Genomic DNA, 17,261 nt, shown 5'->3' with positions numbered 1-17,261 from the left:
AATAATTTATAACTATTGTACAAAAAGTTGAGCCAAGTCCTTTGAGCAAGCGAATAACAATGAGTAAACTACAAGATTCACTCAGAGAGGTGTTGAATGCAACAGTGTGACAAGCAACAGAATGATTTTACTCCCCAAGATGTGGAAATAATCTCAAAAGAAACCGTATTTAAAGGCTTCTTTAAAATGGTGAAATACCGTTTTAAGCATAGATTATTCGCCGGTGGCTGGAGTGGGATTGTCGAACGAGAAATGTTCGAACGTGGTCATGCTGCAGCCATGCTCCCGTATGACCCCGTGACTGACCAAGTCGTGATCATCGAGCAGATCCGCGTTGGAGCATTAGAGCATTCGCACCCATGGCAGTTCGAAATTGTTGCTGGCATGATTGATCGAGATGAATCAGCAGAAGCTGTGATTCGTCGAGAAGCAGAAGAGGAAGCGGGCATTCAAGTAGGACGTGTTGCTTCGGTTACCTCTTATTATCCCTCTTCGGGCGGCTGCTCAGAGAAGCTTGATGTGTTCATTGGTGAAGTCGATGCATCTAAAGCGCATGGCATTCATGGTTTAGACTATGAGAATGAAGATATTCGAGTCCATGTAATGAGCCGTGAAACTGCGTATCAGTGGGTGAAAGATGGCAAATTTGAAAATGGTGCTTCAATCATTGCGCTTCAATGGTTGCAGTTAAATCATCAAGAATTGACATCACAATGGGGTAAATCCCCTATGGTGGAGAGTAAGTAATGGCGCAAGTAGCTGAAAAGCAAAGATACCATGTCGACTTAGCAGGTCTTATGAGAACTTATGAGACCAACTATGCGAAGTTGAACGCTTTGCTGCCTGCCTCTGCCGAAGTTGGTGACGTACGCTGTTATCAGGCGGCGAATATGGTTTATCAACTGACCGTGAATGAAATCACAAAATACACCACAGTTGTTGAGATATGTCAGAGTGATGAAACACCAGTGTTTCCTTTACCGACGATGTCTGTCAGGCTTTATCACGATGCGAGAGTAGCTGAAGTATGCTCAAGCGGAGAGTTTTCTCGCATTAAAGCTAAATATGATTATCCCAACGACCAGTTGATGCAGAAAGATGAAAAGCATCAGCTTAATACGTTTCTTGGTGAATGGCTGACATTCTGTTTACGAAGTGGCATTAGTAGAACGCCGCTTGCCTTCAATTGATTGTCACGTCACTAAGGAAAAATAACAAAAAACTATATAGTGGACGAATCAGGTTTTCATTTTGCAACCATCTAGTGACAGCATAAAGCTATTACAAATCACGGATACTCATCTGTTTGAGGCAGATGAGGGCAGTTTGCTGAGCGTAAGAACCGCCGACAGCTTTGCAGCCGTGGTAAAAGAGATTCTTCATCGTCAAGTGCCATTTGAATACATCTTGGCTACAGGCGACATTTCACAAGATCATAGTGCAGAGTCATATCAGCGTTTTGCTGAGGGTATCTCGCCGCTGAAAAAAGATTGTTTTTGGCTTCCGGGCAACCACGACTACAAGCCAAACATGGGTAGTGTGCTACCATCCCCTCAAATTCAAGCTGTTGAACACCTAAAGCTGGGTGACCATTGGCAGGTAATTCTGCTGGATTCACAAGTGGTTGGCGTTCCTCATGGGCGATTAAGCGATCAACAACTGACTTTGCTTGAAGAAAAGCTCGCAGAAAATCCGCAGCGACATACGTTGGTGCTTTTGCATCATCATCCACTTTTAGTGGGCAGTGCTTGGCTAGATCAACACACGCTGAAAGACGCAGAGGCGTTTTGGCAGGTCGTAGACCGATTTGACAATGTGAAGGGTATTCTCTGTGGTCATGTTCATCAGGATATGAACATTATTCACAAAGGTATTCGTGTGATGGCAACGCCTTCAACGTGTGTACAATTCAAGCCGAACTCTGATGACTTTGCATTAGATACACAGTCTCCAGGCTGGCGGGAATTAGAACTACATAGTAACGGTGACATCTCGACACAGGTTAACCGTTTACCAGATGGTCAATTCCAGCCAGATTTTACCTCAAGCGGTTACTAATCATTACCATGCCCGAACTTTATGTTCGGGCTTACTTTTTTACATGAGGCAACCATGAGCCAATCTTCTTTGCTGCTTTATATTCACGGTTTTAACAGCTCACCGCTTTCGATGAAAGCGAACTTGATGAAAGAGTATTGTGAGCAGCAGCGTCCAGATATAAAAGTCATCGTGCCTCAGTTACCATGCTTCCCTCAACTTGCTGCACAATGCTTGCTCGATATCATTGAGCAATACAAAGATGACTACAACATCGGCTTGGTGGGTAGCTCATTGGGTGGATACATGTCTACTTGGCTCAATGATAAGTTTGGTTTTAGAGCAGTGGTTGTTAACCCCGCGGTGAAGCCGTATGAGTTGCTGGTGGACTATTTAGGGGAGCAAACTAACCCCTACACGCATGAAACCTATACACTTGAAGCTTGTCATATTGACGAGCTAAAAGCTCTTGATGTACAAAGCATCGCGTCGCCTCAATCCTTTTGGCTTTTACAACAAACCGAAGATGAGGTTTTAGACTATCGCCAAGCCGTAGAAAAGTTCGCACAAGCGACGCAAACGGTAGAAGAGGGCGGTGATCACAGTTTTGTAGGCTTTGAGCGTTATCCTGCTCAAATCATTGAATTCTTAAAACTGTAATACTAAAGAGACGGATTGGAATAGGCTCATAGTTTTTATTGATATATCCAACTGTTTCTTGACATAGTCGATATGCTTTCCGACTATGTTTTGCCAAAAAGATCTTAAGGGTATTTAAGCCCTGACTACTTTGTTATGCATCTTCTTTATCTTTAGATAAATGTGCAGACGGGGTAGCTTTTTCGTTTCTCGAGTACAGCTCGCGTGAATGCGAGGCTCGGGTTACAAGTAAACTTTGAGAACAATTCCGTATTATGACTGAACAATATAATGCTGGTGCCATTGAAGTACTGAATGGCTTAGAGCCAGTACGTCGCCGACCAGGGATGTATACGGATACAGCGCGCCCAAACCACTTGGGCCAAGAAGTTATCGATAACAGTGTCGATGAAGCGCTTGCCGGACATGCCTCAAAAGTACAAGTCATCCTACATGCTGACCAATCACTAGAAGTGATCGATGATGGTCGAGGCATGCCTGTTGATATACACCCAGAAGAAAAGGTATCAGGCGTTGAGCTGATCCTATGTAAGCTTCATGCGGGTGGTAAATTCTCCAACAAGAACTATCAATTCTCTGGTGGTTTGCATGGTGTAGGTATCTCTGTAGTAAACGCGCTATCAAAGCGTGTTGAAGTGACGGTTCGTCGTGACGGTCAAATTTATGAGATTGCTTTCGAGCATGGTGACAAGGTTTCTGACCTCACTGTCACAGGGACATGCGGTCGTCGTAACCGTGGTACCAGCGTACATTTCTGGCCAGATGCAAAGTACTTTGATTCCGCAAACTTCTCTGTTACGCGTCTGGTGAACAACCTACGTGCGAAAGCAGTACTTTGCCCGGGTCTAGAGATTACGTTTACCGATAAAGTAAACAACAAAGACTACAAATGGCACTACGAAGATGGTCTTAAAGACTATCTAGCGGAAGGTGTGAAAGGTTATCCAGTTCTACCTGAAGAGCCATTTACTGGTGAGTTCTCAGCAGAAACTGAAGCGGCAAACTGGGCGGTAATCTGGCAGCCGGAAGGCGGCGAGATGATCACGGAAAGTTACGTGAACCTTATCCCTACCGCTCAAGGTGGTACACACGTTAACGGTCTACGCCAAGGTTTGCTTGATGCGATGCGTGAGTTCTGTGAATTCCGCAATTTGTTACCTCGTGGTGTGAAGCTAACTGGTGATGACGTTTTCGACCGCTGTTCTTACGTCCTGTCAGTTAAGATCCAAGACCCGCAATTTGCCGGTCAAACCAAAGAGCGTTTGTCTTCTCGTCAAACGGCTGCCTTTGTCTCTGGTGTAGTAAAAGATGCATTCAGCCTATGGTTGAACGAAAAGCCACAACTGGCTGAGCAGTTAGCGGAAGTGTGTATCGCGAATGCCCACCGCCGTATGCGTGCTAGTAAAAAGGTTGTGCGTAAGAAGGTTGCATCAGGTCCTGCTCTACCAGGCAAACTGACAGACTGTTCTGTGCAAGATCTCAACCGCACCGAAATCTTCTTCGTGGAGGGTGACTCGGCGGGCGGTTCTGCTAAACAAGCACGTGATCGTGAGTTCCAAGCGGTAATGCCACTGCGCGGTAAGATCCTAAACACGTGGGAAGTCTCTGCAGACCAAGTGCTTGCATCTCAAGAAGTGCACGATATCTCAGTTGCTCTGGGTATTGACCCAGACAGCGACAACCTAGACAGCCTTCGTTACGGTAAAATCTGTATCCTTGCCGATGCGGACTCGGACGGTTTGCACATCGCAACGCTGTTATGCGCGCTGTTCACTCGTCACTTCCGTGCGCTGGTTGAAGCTGGTCATATCTACGTCGCGATGCCGCCTCTATACCGTATCGACTGTGGCAAAGAAGTATTCTATGCCTTAGACGATGACGAAAAAGATGGTGTATTAGAGCGCTTGTCTAAGAAGAAAGCCAAAATCAACGTGCAACGATTCAAAGGTCTGGGTGAGATGAACCCACTTCAGTTGCGCGAAACGACCATGGATCCAAATACGCGTCGCTTGGTTCAGCTAACCATCGATGACTCGGCGGCGACCATGGAAATGATGGACATGCTGCTTGGTAAGAAACGAGCAGATGATCGTCGTTCTTGGCTGCAAAACAACGGCGATATGGCAGAGGTTTAACGGATGTCTACAGAAATTACTTACGATGGCGTTGAACAGTTGCCAATGCGCAAGTTCACCGAAGACGCTTATCTGAACTACTCGATGTACGTGATCATGGACCGCGCATTGCCATACATTGGCGATGGTCTGAAACCGGTTCAACGACGCATCATTTACGCAATGTCGGAGCTTGGTCTTTCGGCATCAGCAAAATACAAAAAATCCGCACGTACCGTTGGTGACGTGTTGGGTAAATACCACCCGCACGGTGACTCTGCATGTTACGAAGCGATGGTATTGATGGCGCAGCCATTCTCTTACCGTTACCCATTGGTTGACGGTCAAGGTAACTGGGGTGCGCCAGATGACCCGAAATCATTCGCAGCAATGCGTTATACCGAAGCAAAACTGTCTAAGTTTGCCGAAGTACTGTTAGGCGAATTAGGTCAGGGTACAGTTGAATGGCAACCTAACTTTGATGGCACGATGAAAGAGCCACAAATGTTGCCAGCACGTCTGCCTCATATTCTGCTAAACGGTGTAACCGGTATCGCGGTTGGTATGGCGACGGATATTCCACCTCACAACGTTCGTGAAGTGGCGGATGCGACCATTCATTTGATCGACAACCCGAAGGCGGAACTGCCAGATGTGATGCAGTTCGTTAAAGGTCCGGATTACCCAACAGAAGCGGAAATCATCTCGCCACAAGCAGATATTGAGAAGATTTACCGCAACGGTCGTGGCAGCATCAAGATGCGCGCGGTATGGCACAAAGAAGGTTCAGATATCGTGATCACTTCTCTGCCACACCAAGTATCAGGTGCAAAATTACTTGAGCAAATCGCTAACCAAATGCGTGCTAAGAAGCTGCCAATGGTTGACGATCTTCGTGATGAATCGGATCACGAGAACCCGACGCGTATCGTTGTGGTTCCGAAGTCAAACCGCGTTGATTGCGATCTGTTGATGAACCACTTGTTCGCTTCTACGGATCTTGAGCGCAGCTACCGCGTTAACTTGAACATGATTGGTTTGGATAACCGTCCTCAAGTTAAAGGCCTGGTACAAATTCTGTCTGAGTGGATCGAGTTCCGTCGTACGACTGTACGTCGCCGTCTACAACATCGCCTAGACAAAGTAATGGCTCGTCTACACATCTTGGAAGGTTTGTTGGTTGCTTACCTAAACCTAGATGAAGTGATTGAGATCATTCGTACTGAAGACGATCCAAAAGCAGTGCTGATGGAACGCTTTGGCATTACCGATATCCAAGCGGATGCAATTCTAGATACCAAACTTCGTCATCTAGCAAAACTAGAAGAGATGAAGATCCGTGGTGAGCAAGACGAGCTAGAGAAAGAACGTGAGAAGCTAGAACAGCTACTAGGTTCTGAGCGTCGTCTGAACACACTACTGAAGAAAGAAATCAAAGCAGACGCAGAGAAATATGGTGATGACCGCCGTTCTCCAATGGTTGAACGTGCAGAAGCAAAAGCATTGACTGAACGCGACTTAGTACCAAGTGAGCCAATCACGGTTGTGCTTTCTGAGAAAGGTTGGATTCGTCACGCGAAAGGTCACGATGTGGATGCTGAAGGCTTGAGCTACAAGTCTGGTGACCAATACTTAGCACATGCGCGTGGTAAGAGTAACCAGCAAGCGGTGTTCTTTGGCAGTGATGGTCGAAGCTACTCACTTGAGTCGCATTCATTACCGTCTGCAAGAAGTCAAGGCGAGCCAATTACAGGTCGTTTGAATATCACCGCAGGCAGCAATATTCGCCAAGTGATCATGGGTGAAGAAGATCAGCTATGGCTGGTGGGTTCTGATGCTGGTTACGGCTTTGTATGTAAAGGCTCAGATTTGCTATCTAAGAACCGCAGCGGTAAAGCATTGGTGACTCTACCTGCAAACTCTGAGGTGATGACACCAAAGACGATTGCAGACTTGGATTCAGATGAAATTCTAGCCATTACGAATCAAGGTCGTATGCTGTTGTTCCCAATCAAAGACCTACCGCAATTAGCGAAAGGTAAGGGTAACAAGATCATCAACATCCCAGCAGCGAAGGCGAAAGAACGTGAAGAGGTGCTTTCTCACTTGATGGCTCTGCCACAAGGTGCGTCTCTTACACTTTATGCGGGTAAGCGAAAGTTAGGTTTGAAACCTGCTGATCTTGAGAACTTCCGTGGTGAACGCGGACGTCGAGGCAGCTTGCTACCGCGAGGTTTGCAGCGCGTAACTCGAATTGAAATTGAAATGGGTGGAAGCTCAGAGGTTTCAGAAGAGCCGAGCGATAGCGAATAACGCACAAACAAAAATCCCAGCCAATGGCTGGGATTTTTTTATGCTTCTTGTTTGTCTTCGGCGATGGTTACTTTCAAATTCATTTCTTTACCCTTGCGGATAATACCAACATCAACGCTGGTGCCTGGACGCAAGTCAGTAACAATATCCATCACACTTTGACGACCTTGCACCTTGGTTCCGTTAATGCTGATAATAATGTCCTGCTTTTCAAAGCCAGCCGCACTTGCAGGTCCATTTGGATCAATGCCTAGGACGACAATACCGCCAATGTGCTGGTTACCTAGTAAGCGGGCAGTAACCGCATTGATATCCTGTCCGTCAATACCAATGTAGCCACGGATCACGCGACCATCAGCAATGATCTTTTGCATGATCTTATTCGCCAGAGGAGCCGGAATCGCAAAAGAGATACCGTAGGTCTCAAGGTCTGTCGCCTGTTGGAATGAAGCCGTATTAATGCCTACCAGTTCACCTTGAGTGTTGACCAAAGCGCCGCCAGAGTTACCTTCGTTGATTGCCGCATCGGTTTGAATGAAGGCTTGACGACCATCGCTGATCGATGAGCGTCCTGTTGCTGAGATGATACCAAACGTCGTGGTTTGACCTAAGTTGTATGGGTTTCCGATAGCCAGTACCACGTCACCAACCTGAGGCTTGTAATCAGGATTCAGTGGGATGACAGGTAAATTAGAGCCTTCAACGCGTAAAATCGCGATATCTGTACGCTTGTCCGTACCGACCAACTGAGCTGCAGCAACACGACCATCTTGCAGTGCGACTACTATTTGATCTGCTTGGGCGACGACATGGTAGTTAGTAATGATGTAGCCTTTCTCGCTAACAATCACACCAGATCCCAAGCCCTGAGTTGAAAGCTTGCTTCGGTCGTTTTCGACGTACTTGCGACTATAGATATTCACAACCGCTGGCGCTGCCTTTCTTACCGCTTGGTTAAAAGAGACTTCGAGCGAGGCGATATTGCTCGGCTGCGGATCGCTTAGTGCTGTAGGAATAACATTGCTGCGCAAAGATGGAACGGCGAGTAATACGATGATGGCAGTTGCTAAGCCTAAAAAGACAGAACGTAACAAAAAGCTAAGCATAACCTCTCCATGATTGAGCGCCCAATTGGCATAGAAAACTGAAGGATAGCATTACATTGAAAAATAACAAAAGGGCAAGACGTAATCGTCTTACCCTTTTATAAAACCATGACATACGAGGTAAAGTGTTCGAGCGTTATCACGAATATCGATGTGGTTAACGCACGTTTACTTTAGCTTACGTGATTGCTGTTAACTCAACACGATTAGCGGATAACGAGGTAAACCGTTCGATCGCCGCGTTGAACGTTGATCGCGAGTACACCTTGATGCTTCTCTACAATCGCACGTAACTCCGCTAAGTTCTTCACGCGTTTACGGTTTACACCAATGATAATGTCGCCTTCTGCCAACTGATATTGTGCTGCTGGCGAGTTCTCAGCAACGCTCGTTACCTTCACACCTTGGATAGAATCACTTGGTGTCGTATTGCTAAGCTCAGCGCCTTTGAGTCCTTCATGTAGAGTCTCAGCCTTCGCTTTGACATTGGTTGATTCTCCCAAGGTCACATCAAAGCTCTTCTTCTTACCGTCTCGGACAACGCCAAGCGTGACTTTTTTACCAGCCCCTAAGGTTGCGACTTTCGCGCGAAGCTCGGCGAACGTATCAATCGCTTTGCCATTAATCGAAACGATGACATCACCAGCTTTTAGACCAGCCTTGTCAGCGGCACTGTCCGGAACCACTTGACTAACAAAGGCACCTTTACTTGATTCATAGCCCAGAGCTTCTGCCAACTCAGAAGTGACTTCACCACCTTGAACACCAAGCATGCCGCGTTTTACTTCACCAAACTCCAAGATTTGATCAGTTAGGTTTTTCATCATGTTGGACGGAATCGCAAAGCCAATACCGACGTTGCCTCCGTTTGGACCAAGAATGGCGGTGTTGATGCCGATCAGTTCACCATTGAGATTAACCAAAGCGCCACCGGAGTTACCACTGTTAATTGCTGCATCGGTTTGAATGAAGTTTTCAAAGTTTTCGACATTTAAGCCGCTTCGACCCAGTGCAGAAACGATGCCGGATGTCACTGTCTGACCTAGACCAAACGGGTTACCAATGGCTACGGTAAAATCACCTACGCGTAGTTTGTCTGAATCCGCGACTTTAATTTGTGTCAGGTCTTTAGCTTTTTCGAGCTTAAGCAAGGCAATGTCTGACATCTCGTCTCCGCCGACGAGTTCCGCATCGTACTCTCTGCCATCATATAGACGGACACGAATGTCATCAGCGCCTTTGATGACGTGATAGTTCGTTACGATTTGACCTTTCTTAGCGTCAATAATGACACCAGAACCTAAACCTCGGAACGGACGCTCACGAGTTTGTTCTGTCGGGAAATCAGGACCAAAGAAGAACTGAAACTGCTCTGGAATACGACTGGTTTGAACTTGTTTGCCTTCGACAGCAATACTCACAACCGCAGGGGTTACTTTTTCGAGCATTGGGGCAAGGCTAGGTAACTGCTCCCCATCCACACTGAGTGGAAGCGCCGCTGATGCGGTGACTGGGGTGATGATTGAACCCAAGCTTAAAGATAGAACGGTTAACGCAAGCAATGGTTTTTTCATCCAATAACTCCTCTTGAAACGGGTCTGCCAAAAAAGAAATATCCGAATGCTTTGTCTCTTATTGATAGTAATTAATATAGGGACGAATTCGGACAATCAAAACGTGGCGGCAGCACACAAGTTGTTAGAGATGAGTTGCTTAAGAAAAGTTCAACAAGGGTCAATACAAATTGATAAGAAATGTGAATGTATTGACCCAATTAGGCAGGATAAGAGGATTAAGACGCTTTCGCTGTGACTGCTTCAGGTGCGTCGATGATTTCTTTTTCCTGATCTTTTAAAAGACCAGTTGCGCCGTTGGCATAGTCTTTTGGTTGTTCATTGACGTCTGATTGATCCTCTTCGACTTTATCAGATGACATTGCAGTCTTCTTATCGAATGGATTGTCTTGCTCAGGCAAGTTTGGCAGAAGTTCAGAAGACGTCTTCGCCATGTGCTGGTATAGCTTGGTATAATCTTTACCTAAGGTGTCCAGCATTTCTGCAGTTTGTGCAAAGTGATCGACGAGCTCTTGACGTTGTTGCTCTAGTTCAAATTTGGCTGCTTCCAGCTCTTTTTGCACAGACTTTTGTTTTTTGTATTCGGGGGTGGTTAGTCTACTAATGACTACGCCTACGATTGTACCGACCAGCAAACCCACAATGGCATAAATCCAAGGCATAACTGCTCCTTATAGTTGTTTTAACAAGTCTTTTACTACTTAGTTACACGCGGTGCTTGTCCATGTTACTATGGCTTGAACAGCCGATAAAGAAAAATAGCGGTAAGTCTTCGGGGACTGATATCTACCTCTCTCTATGCTCAACGCTGACCCCGAGGTGACAATTTTTTCTGTACCTCTGATACGACTCTATACCATGACACCATTAAAACGATACCAACAAGACATAGCAGAGCATGGATTCCAGCGTGATGAAGCCCAATATAACGCTGTCGTTGCTTTAGACAATCTTTACCATGCGATTGCAGAGTTTCAGTCTGCGCCTATTCCTCAGCTTAGCACTTGGCAGAAATTACTTGGTAAAAAGCCAGAATTACCAGAACCGCCGAAAGGGCTCTACTTTTGGGGTGGTGTTGGGCGTGGTAAAACTTATCTTATGGATGCGTTTTTTGACGCGTTGCCTACAGAACGAAAGATGCGAGTGCATTTTCACCGCTTTATGTATCGAGTCCATGATGAACTCAAGCGGTTAGGGGAAGTTGAAAATCCACTGTCAAAAGTCGCTGACTTATTCAAAAAAGAAGCGGATGTGGTCTGCTTCGATGAGTTTTTTGTTTCTGACATTACCGATGCGATGATTTTAGCGACATTGCTGCAAGAGATGTTTAAACGCCAGATGATTTTGGTTGCAACATCCAACATTGAACCTGAAAACTTGTACCGTAATGGCTTACAACGGGCGCGCTTCTTACCAGCGATAGACATGATCATTCAGCGCTGTGACGTGCTTAATGTCGACAGTGGAGTGGATTACCGTCTAAGAACGCTGCAACAAGCTGAAATCTACCATTATCCGCTAGATGAACAAGCGTCCGTCAATCTCAATAAGTACTACCACCAGTTGATTGGCGAAAGAAAGGTCGCAGCACACAGCATTGAAGTAAATCATCGTGAAGTTAAAGTAATTGAAGCAAGTGATGGCGTGCTACATGCGTCTTTTGAGCAACTTTGCCAGACACCACGCAGTCAGAATGACTATATTGAACTGTCGCGTATTTACCATACGGTATTGTTGGCAGAGGTGAAGCAGATGGATCGTAAAATTGATGATGCAGCAAGACGTTTTATCGCTTTAGTCGATGAGTTTTACGAACGTAACGTGAAACTGATTATTTCTGCAGAAGTCTCGATGGAGTCTCTGTATACGCAAGGGCAGTTAGAGTTCGAATTTAAACGTTGTTTGTCTCGATTGACTGAGATGCAAAGCCATGAATACCTCGCTAGAGAGCATCTGGCGTAAAAATCGACAACTCATCTTAAAAAAGTGAAGAAAAAATTCGTGATTTAACGCAAAAAAAGGTGATTTTTTCTTCGCTCTTCTCTATAATCCTGCGACCCACCGTTACTGCAGACCTGATTATCGAAGTTATTTCGACATAGAAGGTCGAGAGTACCAACGACTCGAAGGGGTGATGACTGGGCTCTTAGACAGTGTGGGAGCACTATTGGGTGTTCCTTTAAAGTTTAAATTTTAATTAACGGGTTATTATTAGCATGAAAACTTTCGTTGCTAAACCAGAAACTGTAAAACGCGACTGGTACGTTGTAGACGCAGAGGGTAAAACTCTTGGTCGTCTAGCAAGTGAAATTGCATCTCGCCTACGTGGCAAACACAAAGCTGAATACACTCCTCACGTTGACACTGGTGATTACATCATCGTTATCAACGCTGAGAAAGTTGCTGTAACTGGTAACAAAGCTAAGAACAAAGTGTACTACCGTCACTCTGAATTCCCAGGTGGTCTAAAATCTATCACTTTTGAAAAGTTGATCGATCGTAAACCTGAGATGGCTCTTGAGCTTGCAGTTAAAGGCATGCTTCCACGTGGTCCTCTAGGCCGTGCTATGTACCGTAAGCTTAAAGTTTACGCGGGCGCTGAGCACAACCATGTTGCTCAACAACCACAAGTACTAGACATCTAATTGGGGATTTCGAAAATGGCAGAGAATCAATACTACGGCACTGGCCGTCGCAAAAGCTCAGCTGCGCGTGTTTTCATCAAACCAGGCAGCGGCAACATCGTAATCAACAAGCGTAGCCTTGATGAGTACTTCGGTCGTCCAACTTCTCGCATGGTTGTTAAACAACCTCTTGAGCTAGTTGAACTAACTGAGAAGCTAGACCTATACGTTACTGTTAAAGGTGGCGGTATTTCTGGTCAAGCTGGTGCTATCCGTCACGGTATCACTCGCGCTCTTATGGAGTACGATGAGTCTCTACGTCCTACTCTACGTGCAGCTGGTTACGTTACTCGTGACGCTCGTTGCGTTGAACGTAAGAAAGTTGGTCTACGTAAAGCACGTCGTCGTCCACAGTTCTCTAAGCGTTAATTTCCTTTTATCGGAAATTATGCTGTTCCAGAGTTTCTCTGGATACTGTGTACCAAAGCTCGGCTATATGCCGAGCTTTTTGTTTTTCTAACGCGTGGAAAAGCGTTTTTTCATTTCATATCGAACTTCACATCGCCACTTAATATCCTCGCAACATTTGAATGTTTTATCTGCACTTTTTCTGGATTTATTCGTGCTACAAGACGGAGATAACAAAAGTGGGGAGTCCCTTCACATTCTTGACATATCTTTCTATGTAATCGACTGAAAACTGCCGGAATACAAGGCTTTTTATCCCATTCTTAGCCATTCTTCGTTTCGCTTTCTTGTTACAAATCACATCTATTTTTTATAATTTTGCCGCTTTTGTGACGGCGTGAGCGATTTGCCTCACAATTGTTACAAAAAGGTAGCTTTATCTTGTCAAAAAGTAGGGTTTTCTTTATCATTTCCCCCCAATAAATAGAACTAAATTCATTATTTGTTAGCCATGCTCTTATAAGCGGAATAATAACGATCCAAAGGGAGCAAATGGGAGAATGTTTGGATGAGCAACGCGCCTTTAAATAACGGTCGCAGGCGTTTTCTAACCGCTACAACGGCAGTTGTTGGTGGATTAGGGGCAGCTGCCGTCGCCGTGCCTTTTATCAAATCATGGAATCCGAGCGCCAAAGCAAAAGCTGCGGGTGCACCGGTGGAAGTGGATATCAGTAAAATCGAAGCTGGTCAGATGGTTCGTGTTGAGTGGCAAGGTAAGCCTGTATGGGTTGTACGTCGCACTCAAGAAGTGGTGGATAACCTAAAGAACATCGACGGACAGCTTCGTGACCCACAATCAGAAATGGAACAACAGCCAGTTTATGCTCAGAACGCGCATCGTTCGATCAAGCCTGAGTATTTCGTGGCAGTTGGCTTCTGTACTCACTTAGGTTGTTCACCGACCTATCTACCTGACACGTTCTCCGAGCAAGTTCAAGGCGTTAAGTCTGGCTTCTTCTGTCCATGTCACGGTTCTAAATTCGATATGGCTGGTCGAGTGTTCCAAGGTGTTCCTGCACCTCTGAACCTTGTGGTTCCTAAGCACATGTACTTGAGTGATACGAAGCTCATGATCGGTGTTGATGAGGGAGACGCATAATGCAAGCACTACTAGACTGGGTTGAAAAACGAATTCCCGCGATGAATGCTTATAAAAAGCATTTGTCTGAATACCCAATGCCTAAGAACTTCAACTTTTGGTACCTTTTCGGTTCTCTGGCAATGTTGGTACTGGTTAACCAAATCCTAACCGGTATTTGGTTAACAATGAACTACGTTCCTTCTGGTGATGGTGCGTTTGCTTCTATCGAATACATCATGCGTGACGTTGATTACGGCTGGTTGTTGCGTTACATGCACTCAACTGGCGCGTCAGCGTTTTTCGTTGTTGTTTACCTGCACATGTTCCGTGGTCTGATTTACGGTTCATACCAAAAGCCTCGTGAGCTACTTTGGATCTTCGGTATGTTGATCTTCTTGGTTCTAATGGCTGAAGCTTTCATGGGTTACCTATTACCATGGGGTCAGATGTCATACTGGGGTGCTCAGGTAATCATTTCTCTATTTGGTGCGATTCCTGTTATTGGCGATGACTTAACGCTTTGGATCCGTGGTGACTACATCATCTCAGGTGCAACGCTAAACCGTTTCTTCGCACTACACGTTATTGCGCTACCTATCGTTCTACTTCTTCTTGTTGTTCTGCACGTATTGGCACTACACGAAGTTGGCTCTAACAACCCGGATGGTATCGAGACTAAGCTACCAAAAGGCTCAATGGGCGATGATTACGAAACACAGTTCAAGTTCCACGATTACTACACGAAGAAATACGACATCATCGATTCGATTCCTTTCCATCCATACGGTACGGTTAAGGACCTAGTTGGTGTGGCTGGTTTCTTGTTCTTCTTCTGTTATGTGCTGTTCTTCAACCCAGAAATGGGTGGATACTTCCTTGAGCCACCTAACTTTGAAGCTGCAAACCCACTGAAGACACCTGAGCATATCGCTCCTGTTTGGTACTTCACACCATTCTACGCAATCTTACGTGCGGTTCCGGACAAGCTATTGGGTGTAATCCTAATGGGTGCGTCAATTGCAGTACTGTTTGTTCTACCTTGGTTGGATCGTTGTAAAGTTCGTTCTTACCGTTACCGCAGCAAAATTCACCTATTGAATATTGTTCAGTTCACTATCGCCTTTATCGCTCTGGGTATTTTGGGTGCACTACCGGCAACGCCGCTGTACACGCTTTTGTCTCAGATCTTTAGCTTGTGTTACTTCATGTTCTTTGTCCTGCTGTTCTTCTACAGCAAAAATGAAGCGACCAAACCATTACCAGAGAGGGTGACATTCAAATGAAGAAGTGGATTGTAATTCTATTTGCTATGTTGCCATCTCTCGCGATGGCAGCGGGTGCCAACGTACCGCTAGACAAGGCGAACGTGGACCTATCGGATAAAGCTTCGCTACAAAACGGCGCGAAGCTATTCATGAACTACTGTTTTGCTTGTCACTCAACGCAATACCAGCGTTACGAGCGAGTAGCGACAGACTTGGATATTCCTGCTGACCTAATGAAGGAAAACCTGATTTTTGATCCTGAAGCGAAAATCGGTGACCTAATGGTAAATGCGATGCCTGCGAAGCAAGCGGGTGACTGGTTTGGTGCTCCGCCACCGGATCTAACACTTGTTGCTCGAGTTCGTGGTGCAGACTGGCTATACACTTACCTGCGCTCTTTCTATGTTGACCCATCACGTCCATTCGGTGTGAACAACATTGTATTCCCAAGCGTTGGTATGCCACATGTGCTTGAAGAGCTTCAAGGCATTCCTACTCCAGTCTACGGCACGAAAGTGGTTGACGGTGAGGAAGTTCAGGTCGTTGTAGGTACTGAAACAGACGGTACTGGTGAGCTAAGCTCTGGCGAATATGACAAAGCGGTTGGTGACCTAGTTAACTTCCTAGTTTACTCAGGCGACCCAGTTCAACTAGAGCGTCATGCGCTTGGTTGGTGGGTGATGGGCTTCCTCGTTCTACTAACAATTGTTGTCGTGATGCTCAAGAAAGAGTATTGGCGTGATGTGCATTAATTGTGCTATCATACCGTGCTAATTCCCAATTTTAATTGACGAATAATGGAGGCTTAGCCTCCATTATTTTTATTTGTAAGTGTGCTGGAGGGCTCCATGGCTGTAGCTGCCAATAAACGTTCTGTGATGACTCTTTTCTCAAGTGCATCAGATTTGTATAGCCATCAGGTTCGCATCGTATTAGCTGAAAAAGGCGTAAGTGTTGAAGTTGAGCTTGTTGATGAAGCTAACCTTCCTGCTGAGCTTGTGGAACTGAACCCATACAAATCAGTACCAACTCTTGTGGACCGTGAGCTAGCTCTTTACGATTCAAAAATCATCATGGAGTACTTGGACGAGCGTTTCCCTCATCCACCTCTAATGCCTGTTTACCCAGTTGCTCGTGGTAACAGCCGTTTGATGATGTACCGTATTGAACGCAACTGGTACTCACTAGCTGAAAAAGTTGTTAAGGGTAACGCGGAAGAATCAGAAAAAGCACGTACTAAACTACGTAACGATCTTCTGACTCTAGCGCCAATCTTTGCTGAATACGAATACTTCATGAGCGAAGAGTTCAGCCTAATCGACTGCTACCTAGCTCCACTATTGTGGCGTCTGCCTCAACTAGGTATCGACCTTGTAGGTCCTGGTTCAAAAGAGATCAAAGTTTACATGAACCGCGTATTTGAGCGTGATTCATTCCTTGCTTCTCTAACTGAAGCTGAACGTGAAATGCGCCTAGTTCGCTAAGCGATTTAGATAACACGTTATGGATATTGCAAAAATGACTGCTCGCCGTCCGTATATGCTTCGTGCATTTTACGATTGGTTGGTAGACAACGACTTAACTCCTCACTTGGTGGTTGATGCAACGATGCCGGGTGTGCGTGTACCAGTTGAGTTTATTCAAGATGGTCAAATCATCTTGAATATTGCTCCACGTGCTGTTGGTCAACTTGAGTTGGGTAATGATGCGATTACCTTCCATGCTCGTTTTAGTGGTCGACCTCATTCAGTGATCGTACCGGTTTATGCGGTACAAGCGATTTACGCTCGAGAGAATGGTGCTGGCACCATGTTTGAACCTGAAGAAGCGTACACTCATATCGAAGAAGAAGGGATTGTTGAAGAAGAACAGTCACCAACTTTTACTACCGTGAGTGATGATTCAGAAGTCATGGACTCGGAGTCTGAAGAGGAAGAAGCTCCTCGTCCGAAAGGCAGACCAAGCTTACGAGTTATCAAATAAAAAAAAAGCAGCGTGCCCACGCTGCTTTTTTATTAT

At 45.6% G+C, this 17,261-nt stretch carries 17 protein-coding genes; 14 read left to right on the top strand and 3 right to left on the bottom strand.

Going from position 1 to position 17,261, the window contains the following annotated elements:
• The first annotated feature begins 96 nt into the window (after positions 1-96).
• From nudF to parC, 6 genes are all read left to right on the top strand, one after another.
• Positions 97-747 carry an ADP-ribose diphosphatase gene (gene nudF / locus OH459_RS09690; protein ID WP_005450390.1) on the top strand — a complete coding sequence of 217 codons (651 nt, stop codon included), beginning with the start codon at positions 97-99 and terminating at the stop codon, positions 745-747.
• Positions 747-1,190, top strand: coding sequence for a DUF1249 family protein (locus tag OH459_RS09685; RefSeq protein ID WP_005395930.1), 444 nt, complete (start codon positions 747-749; stop codon positions 1,188-1,190). Before nudF ends, OH459_RS09685 begins: the two co-directional genes overlap by 1 nt.
• A gap of 61 nt (positions 1,191-1,251) precedes the next feature.
• Positions 1,252-2,058, top strand: coding sequence for a 3',5'-cyclic-AMP phosphodiesterase (cpdA, locus tag OH459_RS09680; RefSeq protein WP_009697596.1), 807 nt, complete (start codon positions 1,252-1,254; stop codon positions 2,056-2,058).
• A gap of 54 nt (positions 2,059-2,112) precedes the next feature.
• Entirely contained in the window at positions 2,113-2,697 is a 585-nt protein-coding gene (yqiA, locus tag OH459_RS09675; RefSeq protein WP_009697597.1) for an esterase YqiA, read from the top strand.
• A 254-nt stretch (positions 2,698-2,951) separates the two neighbouring features.
• Positions 2,952-4,832, top strand: coding sequence for a DNA topoisomerase IV subunit B (parE, locus tag OH459_RS09670; protein WP_005447744.1), 1,881 nt, complete (start codon positions 2,952-2,954; stop codon positions 4,830-4,832).
• A 3-nt stretch (positions 4,833-4,835) separates the two neighbouring features.
• Positions 4,836-7,124 (top strand): DNA topoisomerase IV subunit A, encoded by a 2,289-nt coding sequence (gene parC / locus OH459_RS09665; protein WP_005447746.1) that lies wholly within the window; start codon positions 4,836-4,838, stop codon positions 7,122-7,124.
• A 38-nt stretch (positions 7,125-7,162) separates the two neighbouring features.
• Here parC and degS read toward each other — a convergent pair whose 3' ends face one another.
• The 3 genes from degS to zapG all read right to left on the bottom strand — a co-directional run bounded on the left by degS (position 7,163) and on the right by zapG (position 10,466).
• Positions 7,163-8,230: an outer membrane-stress sensor serine endopeptidase DegS gene (degS, locus tag OH459_RS09660; protein WP_009697598.1), complete on the bottom strand. Its 1,068-nt coding sequence runs from the start codon at positions 8,228-8,230 to the stop codon at positions 7,163-7,165.
• 206 nt (positions 8,231-8,436) lie between these two features.
• Entirely contained in the window at positions 8,437-9,804 is a 1,368-nt protein-coding gene (locus tag OH459_RS09655; RefSeq protein ID WP_009697599.1) for a Do family serine endopeptidase, read from the bottom strand.
• A gap of 218 nt (positions 9,805-10,022) precedes the next feature.
• Positions 10,023-10,466, bottom strand: coding sequence for a Z-ring associated protein ZapG (gene zapG, locus OH459_RS09650; protein ID WP_005447760.1), 444 nt, complete (start codon positions 10,464-10,466; stop codon positions 10,023-10,025).
• Positions 10,467-10,662: 196 nt separating this feature from the next.
• On the opposite strand from zapG, the gene zapE reads away from it, so the two are divergent.
• The 8 genes from zapE to sspB all read left to right on the top strand — a co-directional run bounded on the left by zapE (position 10,663) and on the right by sspB (position 17,225).
• Positions 10,663-11,766: a cell division protein ZapE gene (gene zapE, locus OH459_RS09645; protein WP_005447762.1), complete on the top strand. Its 1,104-nt coding sequence runs from the start codon at positions 10,663-10,665 to the stop codon at positions 11,764-11,766.
• 254 nt (positions 11,767-12,020) lie between these two features.
• On the top strand, positions 12,021-12,449 hold the full coding sequence (gene rplM / locus OH459_RS09640) for a 50S ribosomal protein L13 (RefSeq protein WP_005372872.1): 429 nt from the start codon (positions 12,021-12,023) through the stop codon (positions 12,447-12,449).
• A gap of 15 nt (positions 12,450-12,464) precedes the next feature.
• Entirely contained in the window at positions 12,465-12,857 is a 393-nt protein-coding gene (rpsI, locus tag OH459_RS09635; RefSeq protein WP_005436094.1) for a 30S ribosomal protein S9, read from the top strand.
• A 547-nt stretch (positions 12,858-13,404) separates the two neighbouring features.
• Positions 13,405-13,995: a ubiquinol-cytochrome c reductase iron-sulfur subunit gene (gene petA / locus OH459_RS09630; protein ID WP_005436095.1), complete on the top strand. Its 591-nt coding sequence runs from the start codon at positions 13,405-13,407 to the stop codon at positions 13,993-13,995.
• Positions 13,995-15,260, top strand: a complete 1,266-nt coding sequence (locus tag OH459_RS09625; protein ID WP_005447764.1) for a cytochrome b — start codon at positions 13,995-13,997, stop codon at positions 15,258-15,260. The genes petA and OH459_RS09625 overlap by 1 nt, the downstream gene beginning before the upstream one ends.
• Positions 15,257-15,994: a cytochrome c1 gene (locus tag OH459_RS09620; protein ID WP_005447766.1), complete on the top strand. Its 738-nt coding sequence runs from the start codon at positions 15,257-15,259 to the stop codon at positions 15,992-15,994. The genes OH459_RS09625 and OH459_RS09620 overlap by 4 nt, the downstream gene beginning before the upstream one ends.
• A gap of 96 nt (positions 15,995-16,090) precedes the next feature.
• Positions 16,091-16,726 (top strand): stringent starvation protein SspA, encoded by a 636-nt coding sequence (gene sspA, locus OH459_RS09615; RefSeq protein ID WP_005436105.1) that lies wholly within the window; start codon positions 16,091-16,093, stop codon positions 16,724-16,726.
• A gap of 19 nt (positions 16,727-16,745) precedes the next feature.
• Positions 16,746-17,225, top strand: a complete 480-nt coding sequence (gene sspB / locus OH459_RS09610; protein ID WP_005447768.1) for a ClpXP protease specificity-enhancing factor — start codon at positions 16,746-16,748, stop codon at positions 17,223-17,225.
• The last annotated feature ends 36 nt before the right edge of the window (positions 17,226-17,261 follow it).

The organism is Vibrio sp. MM46, assembly GCF_027587135.1.
In the GTDB taxonomy this organism is placed as follows: Bacteria; Pseudomonadota; Gammaproteobacteria; order Enterobacterales; family Vibrionaceae; genus Vibrio; species Vibrio harveyi.
Note: the sequence above shows the minus strand (reverse complement) of the source record. Positions and strands in the feature narration are given on the sequence as shown.